This is a genomic window from Pseudomonas sp. OVF7 (assembly GCF_030644265.1).
Lineage (GTDB): Bacteria > Pseudomonadota > Gammaproteobacteria > Pseudomonadales > Pseudomonadaceae > Aquipseudomonas > Aquipseudomonas gorinensis.
In genome coordinates this window covers 2447678-2467623 of record NZ_CP128996.1, presented here as the reverse complement: position 1 = coordinate 2467623, position 19946 = coordinate 2447678, and the positions used below count along the sequence as shown (strand labels likewise).

At 63.2% G+C, this 19946-nt stretch carries 17 protein-coding genes; 6 read left to right on the top strand and 11 right to left on the bottom strand.

From position 1 onward, the window contains the following. Positions 1-19: 19 nt before the first annotated feature. Positions 20-3115 (bottom strand): multidrug efflux RND transporter permease subunit, encoded by a 3096-nt coding sequence (locus tag QU606_RS11230; protein ID WP_304998392.1) that lies wholly within the window; start codon positions 3113-3115, stop codon positions 20-22. After that, entirely contained in the window at positions 3112-4278 is a 1167-nt protein-coding gene (locus QU606_RS11225; protein WP_304998391.1) for an efflux RND transporter periplasmic adaptor subunit, read from the bottom strand. Before QU606_RS11225 ends, QU606_RS11230 begins: the two co-directional genes overlap by 4 nt. Before the next feature lie 214 nt (positions 4279-4492). Here QU606_RS11225 and QU606_RS11220 point away from each other — a divergent pair, with 214 nt between their 5' ends. Both QU606_RS11220 and QU606_RS11215 read left to right on the top strand, forming a co-directional pair. Continuing rightward, entirely contained in the window at positions 4493-4726 is a 234-nt protein-coding gene (locus tag QU606_RS11220) for a hypothetical protein (protein ID WP_069075288.1), read from the top strand. Between the two features lie 171 nt (positions 4727-4897). Further along, the gene (locus tag QU606_RS11215) at positions 4898-5689 is read left to right on the top strand and encodes a transporter substrate-binding domain-containing protein (protein ID WP_081329151.1); all 792 of its coding nucleotides are present in this window, start codon (positions 4898-4900) and stop codon (positions 5687-5689) included. A gap of 65 nt (positions 5690-5754) precedes the next feature. On the opposite strand, the gene QU606_RS11210 is transcribed toward QU606_RS11215, so the two are convergent. The 5 genes from QU606_RS11210 to QU606_RS11190 form a co-directional block, all read right to left on the bottom strand. Next, positions 5755-6498: a YkgJ family cysteine cluster protein gene (locus QU606_RS11210; RefSeq protein ID WP_150056044.1), complete on the bottom strand. Its 744-nt coding sequence runs from the start codon at positions 6496-6498 to the stop codon at positions 5755-5757. A gap of 108 nt (positions 6499-6606) precedes the next feature. Beyond that, positions 6607-7089 (bottom strand): N-acetyltransferase, encoded by a 483-nt coding sequence (locus QU606_RS11205; protein WP_304998390.1) that lies wholly within the window; start codon positions 7087-7089, stop codon positions 6607-6609. A 3-nt stretch (positions 7090-7092) separates the two neighbouring features. Beyond that, complete coding sequence (locus QU606_RS11200) at positions 7093-7995, bottom strand: chemotaxis protein CheV (protein ID WP_024073534.1); 903 nt, start codon at positions 7993-7995, stop codon at positions 7093-7095. A 302-nt stretch (positions 7996-8297) separates the two neighbouring features. After that, positions 8298-9272 (bottom strand): D-glycerate dehydrogenase, encoded by a 975-nt coding sequence (locus QU606_RS11195; protein ID WP_304998389.1) that lies wholly within the window; start codon positions 9270-9272, stop codon positions 8298-8300. 371 nt (positions 9273-9643) lie between these two features. Beyond that, positions 9644-10612 carry a LysR family transcriptional regulator gene (locus QU606_RS11190; protein ID WP_024073536.1) on the bottom strand — a complete coding sequence of 323 codons (969 nt, stop codon included), beginning with the start codon at positions 10610-10612 and terminating at the stop codon, positions 9644-9646. A 183-nt stretch (positions 10613-10795) separates the two neighbouring features. Between QU606_RS11190 and QU606_RS11185 the strand changes: the two genes are divergently transcribed. The 4 genes from QU606_RS11185 to QU606_RS11170 are packed head-to-tail and all read left to right on the top strand — an operon-like array spanning position 10796 to position 15580. Continuing rightward, positions 10796-12331 carry an efflux transporter outer membrane subunit gene (locus tag QU606_RS11185; RefSeq protein WP_024073537.1) on the top strand — a complete coding sequence of 512 codons (1536 nt, stop codon included), beginning with the start codon at positions 10796-10798 and terminating at the stop codon, positions 12329-12331. 10 nt (positions 12332-12341) lie between these two features. Beyond that, entirely contained in the window at positions 12342-14519 is a 2178-nt protein-coding gene (locus tag QU606_RS11180) for an FUSC family protein (protein ID WP_069075291.1), read from the top strand. Further along, positions 14509-14709: a DUF1656 domain-containing protein gene (locus QU606_RS11175; protein WP_010565658.1), complete on the top strand. Its 201-nt coding sequence runs from the start codon at positions 14509-14511 to the stop codon at positions 14707-14709. Before QU606_RS11180 ends, QU606_RS11175 begins: the two co-directional genes overlap by 11 nt. A 10-nt stretch (positions 14710-14719) precedes the next feature. Further along, positions 14720-15580, top strand: a complete 861-nt coding sequence (locus QU606_RS11170; protein ID WP_024073539.1) for an HlyD family secretion protein — start codon at positions 14720-14722, stop codon at positions 15578-15580. A 13-nt stretch (positions 15581-15593) separates the two neighbouring features. Here QU606_RS11170 and QU606_RS11165 read toward each other — a convergent pair whose 3' ends face one another. The 4 genes from QU606_RS11165 to QU606_RS11150 are packed head-to-tail and all read right to left on the bottom strand — an operon-like array spanning position 15594 to position 19729. Further along, entirely contained in the window at positions 15594-16496 is a 903-nt protein-coding gene (locus QU606_RS11165; protein WP_024073540.1) for an HlyD family secretion protein, read from the bottom strand. After that, positions 16493-17245 carry an ABC transporter ATP-binding protein gene (locus QU606_RS11160; RefSeq protein WP_069075292.1) on the bottom strand — a complete coding sequence of 251 codons (753 nt, stop codon included), beginning with the start codon at positions 17243-17245 and terminating at the stop codon, positions 16493-16495. The genes QU606_RS11165 and QU606_RS11160 overlap by 4 nt, the downstream gene beginning before the upstream one ends. Positions 17246-17252: 7 nt before the next feature. After that, a complete protein-coding gene (locus tag QU606_RS11155; protein ID WP_024073542.1) occupies positions 17253-18383 on the bottom strand; it encodes an ABC transporter permease in 1131 nt (376 codons plus the stop codon). Beyond that, the gene (locus QU606_RS11150; RefSeq protein WP_304998388.1) at positions 18383-19729 is read right to left on the bottom strand and encodes an efflux transporter outer membrane subunit; all 1347 of its coding nucleotides are present in this window, start codon (positions 19727-19729) and stop codon (positions 18383-18385) included. The genes QU606_RS11155 and QU606_RS11150 overlap by 1 nt, the downstream gene beginning before the upstream one ends. Positions 19730-19946 lie beyond the last annotated feature (217 nt).

Here is a 19946-nt window from a genome sequence, read left to right as displayed (position 1 = left end):
CCAGGGCGGTGCCTTGGCCTCAGTGTGTGGTCGCCAGCTCGGCAGCTGGTTTGGGCCGGTGGAAAAACTTTTCGAGGTACAAGTATATGACCGGTGTGGTGAACAACGTCAGCGCCTGGCTCACCAGCAACCCGCCGACCACCGCGATGCCCAGCGGTTGGCGCATTTCCGCGCCAGGGCCGGCACCGAGCATCAACGGCACGGCGCCGAGCAGGGCGGCGAGGGTGGTCATGATGATGGGCCGGAACCGTGTGACGCAGGCTTCATAGATCGCCTCCTCTGGCGATAGCCCGCGTACGCGCTGGGCTTCCAGGGCGAAGTCGATCATCAGGATGCCGTTCTTCTTCACGATCCCGATCAGCAGTACCAGGCCGATCAGGGCCATGATCGAAAAGTCCTGGCCCATCAGCGACAGCATGATCAGTGCGCCCAACCCCGCCGACGGCAAGGTCGAGATAATCGTCAGCGGATGCACGAAGCTCTCGTACAGCACGCCGAGAATGATGTAGACCGCCACCAGTGCCGCCAGGATCAGCCACGGTTGGCTGGCCAGCGAACTCTGGAACGCCTGGGCCGCGCCCTGGAAGTTACCAATGATGGTGGCCGGCATGCCGATTTCATTCTTGGCCTGGTTGAGCATGATCACCGCATCCCCCAGCGCCACGCCGGGGGCGAGGTTGAACGACAGGTTGGCGGCCGGGAACATGCCGTCGTGGCTGATGGACAAGGGCCCTACGGTCGGCGGGTCGACCTTGGCCACCGCCGCCAACGGCACCATCTCATTGGTCAGCGGCGAGCGCAGGTAGAAGTAGTTCAGGCTTTCGGCCTTAGCGCGTTGCTGGGTGTCCAACTCCAGCACCACCTGGTACTGGTTGATCTCGGTCTGGAACTCTTTGATCTGACGTTGGCCGAAGGCGTCGTACAGCGCCTGGTCGACATCGGTGGCGGTCAGTCCGAACCGTGCGGCGGCCTGACGGTCGATGCTGATGTGGGTAATGCTGCCACCCAGTTGCAGGTCGTTGGACAGGTCGCGAAACGCCGGGTTGGCGCGCAGTTTTTCGGTGAGGCGTTGGGTCCAGGTATTCAGCGTCGGGCCGTCGTTGCTCTTGAGCACGTACTGGTATTGGGCGCGGCTCGGGCCGGAGCTGAGGTTGATGTCCTGGCCGGCGCGCAGGTACAGCACGATGCCGGGCACCTTGGCCAGTTTCGGGCGGATGCGGTCGATGAACTGGCTGGCGGACACATCGCGATCACCGCGGTCTTTCAAGGCGATCCAGAACCGCCCGTTGGCAATGGTCTGGTTGCTGCCGGTCACCCCCACCGAGTGGGAAAACGCCTCGACCGCCGGGTCATCCTTGACGATCTCGGCCAGGGCCTTGTGCTTGGCGACCATGTCCGGGTACGACACGTCGGCTGCCGCTTCGCTGGTGCCGAGCACGAAGCCGGTGTCTTGCACCGGAAAGAAGCCCTTGGGAATAAACACATAGCCGACCACGGCCAGGGCCAGGGTCACCACGAAAATGACGCCCATCGTGCGTTGATGGGCCAGGGCGCGGCGCAGGGTGCGTGCATAGCCGGCCAGCAGGCGTTCACTGAAGCTGGGTTTGTCGTGGGCAGGATGGGTTGGGGCGCGCATGAACAGCGCCGCCAGGGTAGGCGCCAGCGTCAACGAGACCACCACCGAAATCAGGATGGTCGAGGTCGCCGTCAGCGCGAACTCCTTGAACAACCGTCCGACCACGCCGCCCATGAACAGCAGCGGGATAAACGCCGCCACCAGCGAGAAGCTGATGGACACCACGGTAAAGCCAATCTCGCCGGCACCCTTGATCGCTGCTTCGCGCTTGTCCAGCCCGGCTTCGAGGTGGCGGTGAATGTTTTCCACCACCACGATGGCATCGTCCACCACAAAGCCCACGGCGATCACGATCGCCACCAGGGTCAGGTTGTTCAGGCTGAAGCCCATCAGGTACATCAAGGCAAAACTGGCGACCAGCGACACGCCGAGCACGCTGGACACAATCATTGTGGCGGACAACTGGCGCAGGAACAGCGCCATCACCGCCACCACCAGCAAGATGGCGATCAGCAGGGTGACTTCCACCTCATGCAAGGACGCACGGATGGTCTTGGTGCGGTCGCTCAATACACTGACCTGCACGGATGCCGGCAACATGGCTTGCAGGCGCGGCAGTTCCGATTGGATGCGGTCGACGGTCTCGACGATATTCGCGCCAGGCTGGCGCGAGATCACCAGGTTGACCCCCGGCGTGTCGCCGGACCAGGCCTGCACGTAGGCGTTTTCCGAACCGTTGATGACTTTGGCGATATCGCGCAGTTGTACCGGCGCGCCGTCCTTGTAGGACACGATCAGTTGGGCGTAGTCCTCGGGGTGGAACAACTGGTCGTTGGCCGACAGGGTCGACACGCTGTTTTTCCCGTAGATCGCGCCTTTGGCCAGGTTCAGGCTCGATTGCTGGATGGCCACGCGGATGTCGGCCAGGGTCAGGCCAATCGCGGCCAGTTTATCCGGTGAGGCCTGCACGCGAATTGCCGGACGTTGTTGGCCGGTGATGTTGATCTGGCCGACGCCGTCGATCTGGCTGATCTGGCGCGCCAGCAGGGTTTCCACGTAGTCGCTCAGCTCGGTGCTGGGCATGCTGTCGGAGCTGACGCTGAGGATCAGCACCGGGCTGTCGGCCGGGTTGACCTTTTTCCAGGTCGGCAGGCTCGGCATATCGCTGGGCAGTTTGCCGGACGCGGTATTGATCGCCGCCTGCACTTCCTGGGCGGCGGTGTCGATGCTCTTGTTGAGGGTGAATTGCAGGGTCAGGAGGCTGGAGCCCAGGGCACTGCTGGAGGTCATCTGGGTCATGCCGGGGATGGCGCTGAATTGCACCTCCAAGGGCGTGGCCACGGACGAGGCCATGGTGTCCGGGCTGGCGCCGGGCAGTTGCGCGGTGACTTGGATCGTCGGAAATTCCGCTTCCGGCAACGGCGCGATGGCCAGGCGCGGGAAGGCAATGATCCCAAGCAGCACCAGGGCAAACGTCAGCAGCAGGGTGGCGACGGGGTGGTCGACGCACCAGGCCGAAGGTGAACGGCTGCCGTTCATGGCTGCACCTTGGCGTCGACGGTCTGGATCGTTTGTGGCGGGTCTTTGAGCACCTCCACCTGGGCGCCGGCCTTGAGGCGCGACTGGCCATCACTGACCAGCACATCACCGGCCTGCACGCCCGTGATGAGGTTGACGTCGCTGTTCTGGTAGGTCACTTGCACCGGCACGATCTCGACCTTGTCGCCGTTGACCCGGTACACGAAGTGCGAGTCCAGGCCGCGTTGCACCACGGTGGGTGGCACCACCAGCGCGTTCTTGTCGAGGGCGGTCTGGATCTTGATGGTCACCAGTTGCCCGGGCCACAAGCGTTGCGAGGGGTTGTTGAACTCGGCCTTGGCCCGCAGGGTGCCGGTGGTGGAGCTGATCTGGTTGTCGATCAGGCTCAAGTGGCCTTCGCCGAGCAGGTCGCCGGTCTGGCCGTCGGTGTCGGCGCCCAGGTAGGCGTCGACGCTGGCCTGGGTCGGCGCGGCGATCAGGCCTTGCAGGGTGGGCAGCATCTGTTGCGGCAGGGAAAACTCGACGGCGATCGGGTCGATCTGAGTGACCGAGAACAAGCCCTGGGCATCGCTTGTGCGCAGGAAGTTACCTTCATCTACCGTGCGGATACCCACGCGACCGCTGACTGGCGAGCGGATCTGGGTGTAGGAAAGCTGAACTTTCGCCGCGTCAATTGCAGCCTGGTTTCCCTGCGCGGTGGCCTTGAGCTGGTTGACCAGGGCTTGTTGCTGGTCGTAGGTCTGCTTGGACACGCCGTCGTCGATGCTCAGTTCCTTGTAGCGCTTGAGGTTGATCAGCGCCACTTGCAGTTGCGCCTGGTTTTCCCCCAACTGCGCCTTGGCCTGGTCGAGGCTGGCACGGATCGAGCGGTCATCAATGGTGGCGAGCAGATCACCGGCCTTCACCCGTTGGCCTTCCTTGACCAGTAATTGGGTGAGGATGCCGTCGACCTGGGGACGGATCACCACACTGTGCAATGACAATACCGTGCCGATCCCACTGACAAAGCGCGGGACGTCCTGTTGCACCACCTTCACCACCCGCACCGGGATCGCCGTTGGCGCAGCCAGCCTGGTCTTGGCCGGCCGGCCCAGGGCCCAGGCGGCAATGGCCAGCACCACCAGGACACCGACGATCAGGGCAGTTTTACGTTGAATTTGCATGGAGTGGCGCGCCAGGGCAAAGAGTGGGAAGAGTGTAGGGGCTTTATAGCGCGCCAACCCGGTCAGCAAGGTGACTGCTAACTGACAGCGCTGTCAGTAAACTCCGACCATTCGTACAGGTGGTGGTTAAAGATCCGAAGGGCGCAGGTATACTGCGCGCCAGTGTGGCCCGCAAGTCGGCCCCGCATCATTTTTTGCACGCTCCGGAGCTTCCATGAATTCCCCGACACAACCCCCTGTTGAAGCGGCCGACATCGTCGATCCGGCCAGCGCCGAAAGCGTTGAGAAGACCGAGATCCCGGCGTTCAAGTTTCCGTTCAAGCCGGGTGAACTGGCCGGGGCGAAAAATGCGGCCCAGCCTTGGTACAAGAACGGCGCCAAGAACGGCCACACCAAGTCGCCGGGCATGGCGCCACCGGGGACGCGTCGTTCAATGGGTAAACGCTGAGACTAACAAGTCGCACGCTGTGTCGACTATTGCCTACAGCGCGTGCTGATATTTCTGCTTGTAGGTCCGCGTCTATTTCTTGAAAGCTTGCACGACATTTGCTCCACCCCGGTCGGCTTTTACCGGGGGGCGGGGCGTGGTGAGGCTGGTTTTCCGGAAAAGGACGTCCCCGTGACCCTGATACACCGCTGTGTGGCGCATACCTTATGGCTGTTGAGTGTGGTGTTCTGCACGGCAGCGGCGGGTGACCCACCCCGTCATGAAATTCGCTTCGCCGTCGCCGCACAATTTCCCCCGTTCCAAAGCCGCAATCAGCAAGGCCAACTGGTCGGGCTGAATATCGAACTGGGCAACGCTTTATGCCTGCAACTGAATGTGCGCTGTACCTGGGTCGACCAGGTGCTTGTGGAGAACTTTCCGGCCCTGGATGCCCACCAATTCGATGCGATCATGGGCATAGCCCAGACGTCGAAGCGGCGGCAATGGGCGAACTTCACCGAAGACCTCTATCCGTTCACCACACGCCTGGTGGCCCGAAAATCATCGGGCCTGCTGCCCAGCGTGCGGTCCTTGAAAGGCAAGTGTGTCGGCGTATTGGTGGGGAGCAACCGCGAAGCCTTTGCCCTGGCGCAGTGGGCGCCGAAAGGCGTTATCGTCAAGGGCTTCTGGCGCAATGATGAGCTGGTACGCAGCCTGGTGGCAGGCGATATCGATGCCACGCTGCAAGGCACCGTGGAAATTCGCGAAGCCTTGCTCGACAGCGCCGAGGGCCAGGATTTCGATTTCCTCGGGCCCGCGGTTTCCGGGGAATTGCTGGGCAGCGGTGTGGCGATCGCCGTGCGCAAGCCTGACACCGCGTTGCGCAATGAGCTTAACGGCGCGTTGGAGCAACTGATGCACAACGGCGAATACCAGCGGATCATCCAGCCTTACCGCCTGGACGCCCCATTCCCCTCGCCGTGATGGCTAATAATTGCGCGGAACATGCGCTGGGAATGTCGCCCGCTATCGTGAGCGGGCCTGAAAGGCTAAGCCGCTCGTAACGGGATGAACGCATAATTGGCCGGCACCTCGGTGGCAATCTGCGCCCCGGCGTCGAGCAGCTGTTCGGCGATGTCCATCCCCGACACATGAAACACCCACTCATTGGCCACGCTCGGCTGGTCCGCCGCCCGCTCGATCGCCTGGGCAAACGCGCCCATGTCCGGCAGGTATGCGGTAAACCCATCGCCCTTGAGCGCCGTGGTCCGAATACCCAGCAAGGCGCACACCGCCTCCTTGGTCTGCACATCGTCACGGTCGGCCTGGCGCGAGCGGCGGATCAGTTCCGCCAGTTCCAGGTCCATCAACTCACCGCCGACGATCAGCGCCGGGCCCTGTTCCCAGGATTCCGGCGGGCAATCCTTGGCAGCCGGGTTCAGCGGGATATGCGGGTTGATCTCCATCGGGTAGATGCGGCACACCAGTGGCCGGCGCTCATAGATGCGACACAGGTTGTCTTCGTCAAGATTCCGGCAGCGTCCAGCGTTGTAGGCGGCAAATGTGATGGCCACGAACGCTTCGGTATTGCCGCTGGGCACCACCACTGATCGGCGTTCTGCGTGTTCACGTTGTGGCTGGGGCAGGCCCAGGCCATTGCCGAGAAAACCCTCTACCAGAACGATGACATTACCGCCGTCAGCCGCCCACTGTCGGGCTTCTTCGAGGGTCAGGGGGACATGGTGGTCGGTGCAGCATTTGCCGCAACCGACGCAGGAAAAATGAGTGTTCATGGCGGAACTGTCACCAGGCAAGGTCAGAAGGCACGCTCGAACGGCGACGGGTTATGACCTCTTTCCACCATTCAATGACTCTGGAAGCAAGTTATGCGCCAGCCTCTGTCAGTCCTCGACGACCACATCCCACAGTACGAAGACCATGCCCGTACTTTCATACAGCTTGCGCGCGCGCAGGTTGCTTTCCAGTACCTTGAGATCCACATAGGGTTCACCGCGCTGCTTGAACACTTGGAAGGCATGCAGCAACAGGGCCCGGCCCAGCCCTTGGCCCTGGGCGCAAGGGTGAACTGAAAGGTTCTTGATGAAGGCGCTGGTCCAGCATTGGGCCACGCCGAGAACGCCTTCGCCGTTACTGGCGACCAGGCAGAGCGTGGGGTCGAATTCGGCATCGGTAATGAATTGGTGCCGCCAGGTTTCCAGCTGGGCGACGCGGCCACCGCCCTGGTCCTGGGTCATGCGCAATACCGCATGAATGGCCGGGGCCAGGTCGTCGCGATAATGATCCAACACCGTCCCGGCCGGCCATTGCGGCGCGGGCAGGCTGCCGGTGAGGTCGCGGCGCAGCAGTTGGAAATACTCGGCCACCGCCTACAGGCCTTTTTCGGCCACGGCCTTGGCGGCGACGACCAGGCACTTGGTCAGTTCCGGCGAGGAGAATTTGGTCAGCACTGCGTTGGCTCCGGCCAGGCGGGCTTTTTCGCTGTTCATCGCACTGTCCAGGGAGGTGTGCAACAGCACATAGAGGTCCTGGAAGTCCGGGGTTTCGCGCAACGTGCGGGTGAGGGCGTAGCCGTCCATCTCGGACATCTCGATGTCCGAGACCACCACATTGATCTGTTCGACCGTGCCTTGCAGCTCCAGCAACACGTCGATGGCTTCCTTGGCACTGCGTGCGGTATGGCAGGTCAGGCCGAGGTTGCGCAGGGTGTGCACCGATTGTTGCAATGCCACTTGGCTGTCATCGACCACCAGAATCCGCGCGTTGCCGAGCACTTCGGCCTCTTCCATGGTCAAGTCGGTCGGTGCCACTTCAATCGGCGCCGGCGCGATGGCGTGGATGACTTTTTCGATGTCCAGCACCTGCACCAGCCCGCCTTCCACCTGCGTGACCCCGGTGATAAACGAGCGGTTGCCGCCCGAACCGTAGGGTGGCGGGCGGATATCGGTGGTCAGGCAATGCACGATCTTGCTTACCGCCTGCACATGCAGGCCCTGTTTGGAGCGGCTGACGTCAGTAACGATCAGGCAACCACCGTCCGGGTCGGCCAGGGGCATTTCCCCCAGGGCACGGCTCAGGTCGATCACCGACAGCGAGGCCCCGCGCAAGGTGGCGATACCCTTCACATGGGGGTGGGACTCCGGCAGCTTGGTCAGCGGCGGGCAGGGGATGATTTCACTGACTTTCAGCAGGTTGATAGCCATCAGCTTGCCGCTACGCAAGGTAAAGAGCAGAAGCGAGAGTGAGTCTGCGCGGGCTTTAGTGGTGGACATAAAAACCTTCTGTGAATCAAGGATGACGAACTTCTATTGAGGGTTATCGACTTGGGCGGGCCAGGCTTTAACCGGATTTTGTGCTGGGGTGAATCCATGTGGGCGGATCAACCCTAAAGTCAGTCAGTCAAGCGTACATTGCTTTCTGTAGGAGCGAGCTTGCTCGCGAAAAACCTCAACGATAACGCGTGCTTCCTGAATGAACGCGGCGCCTGTGAGTTTTTCGCGAGCAAGCTCGCTCCTACAAAAAAAGCCTTAACTGACTGGCGTTAGGTAAGCCCCCCGCCCACATCGGATTCCTGTCAGCCTTTCCAGACGTGTGGGTTAACCAGGTCCTGCGGGCGTTGGCCCAGCAGGGCGGCGCGCAGGTTGTCCAGCGCGCGGTTGGCCATGGCTTCGCGGGTTTCGTCGGTGGCCGAGCCGATATGCGGCAGGGTCACCGCGTTGCTCAGTTGAAACAGCGGCGATTCGCTCAGCGGTTCTTTCTCGTACACATCCAGGCCGGCACCGCGAATGGTGTGGTTTTGCAGGGCCTGGATCAGTGCCGGTTCATCCACCACCGGGCCACGTGAAATGTTGATCAGGATGGCGCTGGATTTCATCAGCCCCAGTTCGCGGGTGCTGATCAGGTGACGGGTCTTGTCGCTCAACGGCACGACCAGGCAGACGAAATCCGCCTCGGCCAGCAATTGGTCCAGGCTGCGAAACTGTGCGCCCAGTTCCTGTTCCAACGCGGTCTTGCGGCTGTTGCCGCTGTACAGGATCGGCATGTTGAACCCCAGGCGCCCGCGACGGGCCACGGCCGCGCCGATATTGCCCATGCCGACGATGCCGAGGGTCTTGCCATGCACATCGCAGCCAAACAGCGGTGCGCCAACACTGGCTTTCCACTGGCCGGCCTTGGTCCACGCATCCAGTTCGGCCACGCGGCGCGCGCTGCTCATCAGCAGGGCGAAGGCCAGGTCGGCGGTGCTTTCGGTAAGTACGTCAGGGGTGTTGGTGAGCATGATCCCGCGCTCGTTGAAGTACGCCACATCATAGTTGTCGTAGCCCACCGACACGCTGGAGACCACTTCCAGCCTGCTCGCCCCTTCGAGCTGTTCGCGGCCCAGCTTGCGGCCCACGCCGATCAGGCCATGGGCATGGGGCAGGGCTTCGTTGAACTGTGCATTGATGTCACCCAGCTTGGGGTTGGGCGCGATCACCTCGAAATCCTGTTGCAGGCGTTCGATCATGGGCGGGGTGATACGGCTGAAGGCGAGGACAGTCTTTTTCATTGCAGGCGGGCTCATCGACTACGGAAGAATGCCAAGCACGCTAACATTCCTGGTTACGATTGTCAGGACATGCACCGCTGTGGGAGATCCCGCTGAATCTCCGACTCAGCGCTGCCGCACAGCAACGCCTGTGGCGAGCGGGCTGTTGTGGCAAGCCCTAATGCCGTTCAGTTAAGGCTTTTTTGTAGGAGCGAGCTTGCTCGCGAAGAACTCACAGGCGCCGCGTTGATTCAGGAAACACGCGTGATCGTTGACGTTTTTCGCGAGCAAGCTCGCTCCTACAGAAGGCGATGTACGCTTAACTGAACGGCATTATGGCAAGCCCGCTCGCCACACCAACCCGCTCACTACACAAGTGGGGTCGTTTAATATCAGTTCGCCATCCGCACGCTGCCCAGGCTGCCGCTCACCTCATACGCCACCAGCTCCGCCTGGTGCGCCGCCAGAATCTCCGGCAGCGAGCCGCGCAGGTATTCCACCCACGTCTTGATCTTCGCATCCAGGTACTGGCGCGACGGGTAGATGGCGTACAGGTTCAATTCCTGGGACCGGTAGTTGGGCATGACCCGCACCAGCGTGCCGTTGCGCAAGCCTTCGATGGCGGCGTACACCGGCAGCAGGCCGACGCCCATGCCGCTGGTGATCGCGGTTTTCATCGCGTCGGCCGAGTTCACCAGGAACGGCGAGGTGTTGATCGCTACGCTTTCCTGGCCTTCGGGGCCGTTGAAGGTCCATTTGTCCAGTTGGATCACCGGGCTGACCAGGCGCAGGCACGCGTGGTTGAGCAAGTCATGGGGGCGTTGCGCGCAGCCCTTGGCCTTGACGTAATCCGGCGAGGCACAGGCGATGCTGTAGGTAATGCCCAGGCGCTGGGACACGAAACCCGAATCCGGCAGCTCGCTGGCCAGCACGATGGACACGTCGTAGCCCTCGTCGAGCAGGTCTGGCACGCGGTTGGCCAGGGTCAGGTCGAAGGTCACGTCGGGATGAGTACGGCGGTAGCGCGCAATCGCATCGATGACGAAATGCTGGCCGATACCGGTCATGGTATGCACTTTCAACTGCCCGGCCGGGCGTGCATGGGCGTCACTGGCCTCGGCCTCGGCCTCCTCGACATAGGCCAGGATCTGTTCGCAGCGCAGCAAATAACGTTTGCCGGCTTCTGTCAGTGCGATGCGTCGGGTGGTGCGGTTGAGCAAGCGGGTTTGCAGATGGGCCTCCAGGTTGGAGACTGCGCGCGAGACGTTGGCAGTGGTGGTGTCCAGTTGGGCGGCGGCGGCGGTGAAGCTGCCGGCTTCGGCCACGCAACTGAAAGCGCGCATGTTTTGCAAAGTGTCCATGGAGTGTTCTCAGGGGAGATAACAAATTGTGACAGAAAGTTACGCCGTCCAGTGATCCCTACCAACGGATTATCGCCTGAACGGTAACAAAGATTCACAGGAATACCAGCTTATCGCCATTCCCCTGGCCGCCTAGAATTGCGCCACCTTCCCCGCAACACCCACCTCAGGAATTCGTTCGCCGTGCCGCGTCGCATCAGCAGAGAGCTGAAGACTCTCATTTACAGGGAGCTGAAGGCTCTCAGTGTTTGCGCCTTATCGTTAGCAATCAGCGGCTGCATCGGAACCGGAGGAATCGCCCCCCAAGGCCAGGCCCTCGACGCCAATCAATTGGCCACCGACGAGGCGATCCAGAGCGCCGCCCGCGACGCCCACTGGCCCACCGCCCAATGGTGGCAAGCCTACGGCGACCCGCAATTGAACCGCTGGGTCGACCTCGCTACGCGTGACAGCCCAAGCATGGCCATCGCCGCTGCTCGGGTGCGCGAAGCGCGGGCCATGGCCGGGATTGCCGAGTCGGCCGAGTCGTTGCAGATCAACAGTGACACCACCCTCAAACGCCACAACTGGCCGAACGATCAGTTCTACGGCCCGGGTGCATTGAGCGGTTCCAACACCTGGGACAACAATACGTCCCTGGGCTTCAGCTATGCACTCGACCTGTGGGGCCGTGAAAGCAATGCCACCGAACGTGCCGTCGACCTGGCGCACATGAGCGCGGCGGAAGCCCGCCAGGCTCAGCTGGAATTGCAGAACAACGTGGTACGCGCCTATATCCAGCTGTCGTTGCACTACGCCAACCGCGATATCGTCGCGGCGACGTTGGCCCAGCAACAGCAGATTCTCGACCTGGCCAATAAGCGCCTGAACGCCGGGATCGGCACCCATTTCGATGTCAGCCAGGCCGAAACCCCGCTGCCGGAAACCCACCGTCAATTGGATGCGCTGGACGAAGAAATCGCCCTGAGCCGTAACCAGTTGGCCGCGTTGGCGGGCAAGGGGCCGGGGGAGGGCGCGCAGTTGCAACGCCCCACGTTGTCCCTTGCGGCACCCCTGAAGTTGCCATCGAGCCTGCCGGTGCAACTGCTTGGCCAGCGTCCCGACGTGGTCGCCAGCCGTTGGCAGGTCGCGGCGCAAGCCCGTGGCATCGATGTGGCGCATGCCGGTTTCTATCCCAATGTCGACCTGGTCGGCAGCCTCGGCTACATGGCCACCGGCGGTGGCCTGCTGGGCTTTCTCGCCGGCAAGAAATTCAATTACAACGTCGGCCCGGCGATCACCTTGCCCATTTTCGATGGCGGCCGCCTGCGGGCAGAGTTGGGCGAGGCCAGCGCCGGCTATGACATTGCCGTGGCGCGCTACAACCAGACCCTGGTCAATGCGCTCAAGGGCATCAGCGACCAGTTGATCCGCCGCGAATCCATGGACAAGCAGGCGGGTTTTGCCGCGCAGTCGGTGGCCTCGGCGCAGAAAACCTACGACATCGCGATGATCGCCTACCAGCGTGGCCTTACCGACTACCTCAATGTGCTGAACGCCCAGACCCTGTTGTTCCGCCAGCAGCAAGTCGAGCAGCAAGTGCAGGCGGCCCGCTTGAGCGCGCATGCCGAACTGGTGACCGCCCTGGGCGGCGGCGTCAGAGCCGGCGACGACGTTCCGCAGGACACCAGGACCCTCCCGAGCAAAACCCCTGCGGCGCTTGCCGTGTTTGATCACTGAGTAGGCGTTCATGACTCCCTTGCCTGCACCGCTGCGCTGGTTGCACTCCCTTGAGTGGCGCCGTGGCTTTTTCGACTGGGCACGCAGTGATGGCGTGACTTGGGTGTACATCTTCAAGGTACTGATCGCTGCCTTCCTCACGCTGTGGCTGGCCATGCGTCTGGAACTGCCGCAACCGCGCACCGCGATGATCACCGTGTTTATCGTGATGCAACCGCAGAGCGGGCAGGTGTTCGCCAAGAGCTTCTATCGCTTCCTCGGCACCCTCGCGGGGTCGGCGGTGATGGTGTTGTTGATTGCGTTGTTTGCGCAGAACACCGAGTTGTTCCTGGGGGCGCTGGCGATCTGGGTCGGCATTTGCACCGCTGGCGCGACACGCAATCGCAACTTTCGCGCCTACGGGTTTGTGCTCGCGGGCTATACAGCGGCGATGGTCGGCCTGCCGGCCCTGGCCCATCCCGATGGCGCCTTTATGGCGGCGGTATGGCGGGTGTTGGAAATCTCCTTGGGGATTCTCTGTTCCACGCTGGTCAGCGCCGCGATCCTGCCGCAGACCTCCAGCGCCGCGATGCGCAATGCGTTGTACCAACGCTTCGGCGTGTTCGCGCTGTTCGTCACCGACGGCCTGCGCGGGCGCAGCCAGCGTGAAGGGTTCGAGGCCACCAATGTGCGCTTTATCGCCGAAGCCGTGGGCCTGGAAGGGTTGCGCAGCCTCACCGTATTCGAAGACCCGCACATGCGTCGACGCAACGGCCGGCTCAGTCGTCTCAACAGCGAGTTCATGAGCATCACCACGCGCTTCAATGCCTTGCACCAGTTGCTCGAACGCCTGCGCGCCGACGCTGCCGATCACGTTGTCGCGGCGATCAAGCCGGGGTTGCAGGACCTTGCCGAAGTGCTCGACGGTTTCTCCGGGCGTGCCCTGACCAGCCCCGACGCCGCGCGCCTGGTCAACCAGCTGAGCGCCTACAAGGATGGCCTGCCCGCCAAGGTGCGCAGCCTGCGCGCGATCTTCCAGGAGGGGCACCCGAGCGAGGCCGAGCAGCTGGATTTCCACACCGCCTACGAGCTGCTCTACCGCTTTGTCGACGACCTGCACAACTACGCGCAGACCCACGCCTCCCTGGCCGACCACAGCCATGCGCGCGAACAGTGGGACGAAACCTTCAGCCCGAAAACCAACTGGCTGGCCTGCGCCGCCTCGGGCATTCGCGCATCGTTCATCCTGATCGTGCTCGGCAGTTACTGGGTTGCCACCGCCTGGCCCAGCGGCGCCACCATGACCATGATCGCCGCCGCCACCGTCGGCCTGTCCGCCGCCACGCCCAACCCCAAGCGCATGGCGTTCCAGATGGCCTGCGGCACGTTCATCGGCGCGCTGGTCGGCTTTGTCGAAATGTTCTTCGTGTTCCCCTGGATCGATGGCTTCCCGTTGCTGTGCGTGATGCTCGCGCCGGTGATCATCCTCGGCGCCTTCCTCGCTTCACGCCCGCAATACGCCGGGGTGGGGGTGGGCCTGCTGATCTTTTTCAGCACCGGTTCGGTGCCGGATAACCTCACGGTCTACAACCCCTACAGCTTTATCAATGACTACATCGCCATGATCCTCGGCATGCTGGTGTGCGCGGCGGCGGGGGCGATCATCCTGCCGCCCAACAGCCGCTGGCTGTGGCGCCGCCTGGAGCAGGACCTGCGCGAGCAAGTGGTGTATGCGATCAGCGGCAAGCTCAAGGGCCTGGCGTCGAGTTTCGAAAGCCGTACCCGCGACCTGCTTCACCAGGCCTACGGCCTCGCCGTCGGCCAGCCGCAGGTGCAGCGCGATTTGCTGCGCTGGATGTTCGTGGTGCTGGAAGTCGGCCACGCGATCATCGAGTTGCGCAAGGAACAGGCGATCCTGCCGGTGCACCCGGCCTATGCCGAATCCCAGCCGTGGCGCCAGGCGATCCGGGTAATGGGGCGCTCGCTGGTGCGACTGTTCCTGCAACCCAGCGCGAGCAACCTGGAGCGCGGGCTGATTGCCGTCGACCACGCGATCAGCCGTGTACAGGCCACCGACGAACCCTTCGCCCCGCACTTCGACACATCCGCCCTGCGCCGGGTGAAGAGCTACCTGCACTTTATCCGCACCTCGTTGCTGGACCCGCAATCGCCGTTGGCGGCCCTCAAAGGATCCCCGCATGCCTCGTGAAATCGCCTTCCACGGCGTCTATATGCCGACCATGACCCTGATGTTCTTGATCGCGGCGGGCCTGGCCTGGGCGCTTGATCGCTTCCTGGCCGGGTTCGACCTGTACCGTTTTTTCTGGCACCCGGCGTTGCTGCGCCTGAGCCTGTTCGTTTGCCTGTTCGGCGCCCTGGCGCTGACCGTCTACCGTTGAGAATGCCCCGATGAAAAAGTTTTTCAGCCTGCTTGCGACCTTGCTGGTACTGGCTTTGGCAATCTGGATTGGCCGCACGCTGTGGGTGCATTACATGGAGACACCCTGGACCCGCGACGGCCGTGTGCGCGCCGACATCATCAACGTCGCGGCCGACGTCACCGGCGAAGTGGTCGACGTGCCGGTGCGCGACAACCAGTTGGTGAAAAAGGGCGACCTGCTGATGCAGATCGACCCCGAGCACTACCGCATCGCCGTCAAGCAGGCGCAGTCCCTGGTGGCGTCCCGCAAAGCCACCTGGGAAATGCGCAAGGTCAACGCTCACCGCCGTGCCGACCTTGACGCCCTGGTGATCTCCAAGGAAAACCGCGACGACGCCAGCAACATCGCCGACTCGGCCCTGGCCGACTACCAGCATGCGCTGGCGCAACTGGAAGCCGCCGAACTGAACTTGAAGCGCACGCAAGTGGTGGCGGCCGTCGACGGTTACGTCACCAACCTCAATGTGCATCGCGGCGACTACGCGCGCATCGGCGAAGCGAAGATGGCCGTGGTCGATATGAATTCGTTCTGGGTCTACGGCTTCTTCGAAGAAACCAAGCTGCCCCACGTGAAAGTCGGTGACAAAGCCGATATGCAACTGATGAGCGGCGAGACGTTGAAGGGCCACGTAGAAAGCATCTCGCGCGGCATCTACGACCGCGACAACCCGGAGAGTCGCGAGTTGATCGCCGATGTGAACCCGACCTTCAACTGGGTGCGCCTGGCCCAGCGCGTGCCGGTGCGGATTCATATCGATGAAGTGCCCGAAGGCGTGTTGTTGGCGGCGGGGATCACCTGCACGGTGATTGTCGACCCTCTCCAGCACTGAACGTGACCATTACCTACGGCCCAAACCTTACCAGCATGCGTTGTCCCACCCGCAGCGACTGCGGCGCCGGTTGATCGAACGCCAATATGCATTCAACCGTACGTGTATTGGCCCTGACCAAGGCGTCGTCTTCCAGCGTGCTGTTGCCCAGTACCGCGCTGATCCGCACCACATGGGCGGACAGCACAACGGAGCCTGCGGCGCTGTCATCGGTGACTTCGGCCTTCATCCCGGGGAGCACCACGCCGGTGAAGGACTCATTGAGCTCGGCCCTGACGATACGCGCCTGGTTCGGCAACAACACGAAGGCCGGCCCGGACTGTGCGGAGACCGCGGCGCCGGGTTGAATCAGGCGACGAACCACTTCGGCGTCGACCGGCGCACGCAGACTGTGTTTCGCCAGTTCGTAGCGTGCCGCAGTCAGCTTGTTCGCCGCGACTTCAGCGTCTGTCTGGGTCTTTTCAATCTCGTCGCGCAAGCGCTCGGCGGCCTCGTGGGCCTCATCGGCACTCTGGCTGTCGCCGGCGCCTGCCTTGGCGGCGGCGGTCAGGCGGCTGGCCTGCTGCTCGGCAAACTTAAGCTGCCTTGCCAACTGTTTGGCTTGAGTCTGCACCTGTCGTTGCTCGGTCAGCGCGGCGCTGACCGCCAGCTGTGCCAGTTCGCTGTCCAACGTGGCGAGCAATTGGCCTTTCTTGACCTGCTCGCCCTCCGCCACCTTGATCTCGGCGACCACGCCGTCGCGGCTCACGCCGAGCTTGAGCAAACCGCCTTCCACATCGATACGGCCGCGAGCGACGGCCAGGTAGGCGGGGGCCGATGACGTCGGCTGAGGGGGCGCATCTTCACGGGAGCAGGCGCTCAGCAATACAAGTGCGGTATTCAGAAGCAGCCAAGAGCGAAGCGAACGCGCGTTCATACAGAATGTTCCTGGGTACCGACCGTAGCGGCCGGTGGGAAGGGAAGGGATTGATCGTTCAAAATGCGGCCGTCCTCGATGGTCAACACGCGGTCGGAGTTACTGATCAGGCGCGGATCGTGGCTGACGCACAGCACCGTGGTCCCGCGTGTGCGAGCGATGCGGTGCAAAATATCGATCACGATTTGACCGTTGGCCGCATCGAGGGCGCTGGTCGGTTCGTCGGCGAACAACAACTCGGGGGCCTTCGCCACGGCGCGTGCAATGGCTACGCGCTGCTTTTCGCCGCCGGACAATTCGGCCGGGCGCAGTTTCATGCGCGGGCCCAGCCCGACATCCTCCAGCGCCTCGATGGCGCGTGCTCGGACTTCCGTGCTCGGCAGCCCCAGGTAGCTCAAGGGCAGTTCGACCTGTTGCTGCGCAGTCAAGGCTGGAAACAGGTTGAACCCCTGGAATATGAAGCCGGTGTGCCGCAGGCGAAAATACTCCAGGGCCCGCGTGTCGAGGCTTGAAAGGTCGTGCCCCAGGGCCGATGCGCTGCCACGGTCGGGCTGCTGCAAGCCGCTGAGAATCGCCAGTAGCGTGCTTTTGCCACAACCGGACGGACCTGAGATCAGGGTCAGCTCGCCGGGTCGTATCGCCAAGCTAATGTCATGCAGCACTGGGGTTACGACCCGCCCCGAGGTGAATGATTTACTGATATTGCTGGCTTGCAGGGTGAAGGGTGGGGCGGATGTCAGGAGGCTCATGGCAGTGCTATCTCAGAAGGCTGGCCGGGTCGGCATGGCGTAAGGTGCGGATGGCCGCCAGGCCCGACACAAGTGCCAGGAGCATGCTCAGGAACAGGCAGGCTACGGCCGCGACGGGCGAGAGCTGCACCGGCACGTTGTAGTGCGCCGCCAGGGCGAAGAACAGGCCGGCGAGCACCGAACTGCCCAGCAGCCCCAGTGCCCCGACCCAGAAAGCCTGCTCCATGACCACTTTGCGCAGGGCGTTCACGCCGACGCCAAGGGCGTTCAAGGTGGCGTACTCGCGGATGGAACCCACGACGGCGGCGACCAGCGTCTGGCTGGTGATGACCGCGCCCACCAGGAACACAATCGCGGCCAGAAACAGCACGCCGGCCCCGGCACCGGTGTCGAACATCCAATACATCTGCGAGCGTTGGGCGAACTGTTTTGCGGTCCATACCGCGTAGTTGCCGAACGCGCGGCCGTCGCTCAGGCGCGCGGCAACAGCGCCTGCCTGAGCGGGATCGCGCACTTTGGCCACCAGGTAGGTAATGCGGTCCGCTGCCGTGGTGGTGTCGAGCTGTCGGGCAGTGGCCAGCGACGCCAGCACGTTGACCCCGCCCAGCGCGCGCAGGCCGCTGGTGACGCCCACCACGCGCACACGTTGCCCGTTGATGGTCGCGGCGTCCCCCAGGTTCACGCCGAGGGTGCTCAGGTCGGCGCGGTCAACGATCACCGCGCCGGGCTCGGCCAGGCGGGCGCGCAGTGCCGTCGGCAGGGCGCGCGCAAACATCAGGCCGTCTGGCCCGGCGTCGATGCCGCTGACAAACACCGACACGCCACCGGTATCTCGCGCACCGCGCCAATCGGCGTCGACCCAGCGAAACGACTCGACGCGCAGTACGTCGGCATCCATGCGCAGGCGCATTTCCACGCCCGCATCGATCGGTCTCCCGAGGTTGACGCTTTGCGTGCCGGGGTAACCGACCCAGAGGTCAGCCGTAGAGCCGGTGATATAGACGCTGGCACTGCCGAAAATACCCAGCACCAGCGCGGCCTGGAGCAACTGCAGCAACCCCGCGAAGCCCACGGCAATCATCGCGGGCAGGAAGCGCCGCCATTCGTGGACCAGTGTCAGACGGGCAAGCGCCACCATCAGTCAGCATCCTTCAAGGTCGGGTTCGGTAACGGCGCGCCGCCCAGGGCTTTATAAAGCGCGATGTAGGCGATGTCCCGTTCGGTGCTTGCGCTGTCGGCCTGTTGCATGGTTTGGAGCGCCTGCACGTTGGCGGTCGTCAGCTCCAGTGGGCTCATGAGCCCCAGGCGTGCCCGGTGTTGCAAGGCCTCCAGGTGGGTCTGTGTCGCCCTCTGGGCCTGGCGCGAGGCGTGCTCGCGCAGGCGCGTTTGTTCGAGGTCACTCAGGGCGATTTCGGCTTCGGCGACGCCTTGCAACACCGCCTGGCGATAAGCCAGAACCGCGGCCTGCAACAGGTGGCCTTTGGCGCGCGCGGTGGCGACACGTTGGCCCCAGTCGAACAACGGGATACTGATCCCCGGCCCTGCGGAGAAAATGCTGTTGCCGTTGGGCGTGTGCTTGCGGTTGCTGGCAATGTTCAGCGACCACTGCAATGAGGCGCCTAGGCTGAGGTGCGGGTAGATATCGGCACGGCTCATCCCCAACTCCCCGGCGGCCACGAGCACCTCGGCCTCGGCGTTGGTAATTTCCGGGCGTGTGCGCAGCAGGTCCGCCGGCACGCTGTTGAGTTGCCATTGGCCGAGTGTGGGCTGTGGTCCGGGCTGCAGCCAGCGAGGGTCGGGCCCGGGGCGACCGGCCAACACCGCCAACTGCTGCACATGGCGTTGGATCTGTTGTTGGGGCGCGCTCAGCTGCCTCTCGGCCCGCGCCAGTTCAGCCTCGGCGTCCGCCACGTCGGCGTGCGGCGCCAGGCCAAGCTGCTCGCGCACACGCAGCAGCGCCAGTTTTTCCTGCTGCGCGTCACGAATGGCCGTCAGCGCGCGTTCGGCTTGTTGCGCCGAACGCAGCTCAACCCACTGCCGGGTGACCTCGGCGACCAGCGACACCTGGACGCTGCGCAAGTCGGCGGCCACCAGCGCCTGGTTACCCTCGGCGATGCGATCCGCGCTCTGCCTGGCCCCGAACAGTGGCAGTTCCCACTGCGCATCGAAGCCGATCAAGAAGTACGAACTGCTGGTGTCCGGGCTTATCGCGTCGTGGGTCTTGACCCCGAGCGAGGGCAGATAGGGGGCTTGCGCATGTTGGCTCAACACACGCGCAGCCCGCAGGCGCTCGACTGCGGCGGCGACGTCGAGGTTGTTTTGCAGTGCCTGATCCACCAGGGTATCGAGTTCAGGATCATTGAATGCCTGCCACCACCGATTGAGGTCGGGCCTGGCCGGCGCCAGAGGGGACGGTGCGTTGCGCCATGCCTCGGGCGCGGGCGGTTTCAACGCGGGCAGAGGCGCGACCGAACAGCCTGTCACCGCAGTTAACCCCAGTGACAGTGTGAGCAGCGTCCGACAGGCGCGCGATGTGTTTGAAGGCTTGATAGGGGTCACCCAAGAGGTACCGGAACGGCTGTGCTGAATCGATGCGGACAGCGATCAACGACAAGCGGGCATGAGGTCTGAGCGCGTTGCGTCAGAAGTCAGCGCGTGACTCTATCGAGAGTGTCCGTTCAGTTCTGTAGCGAAATTGTAT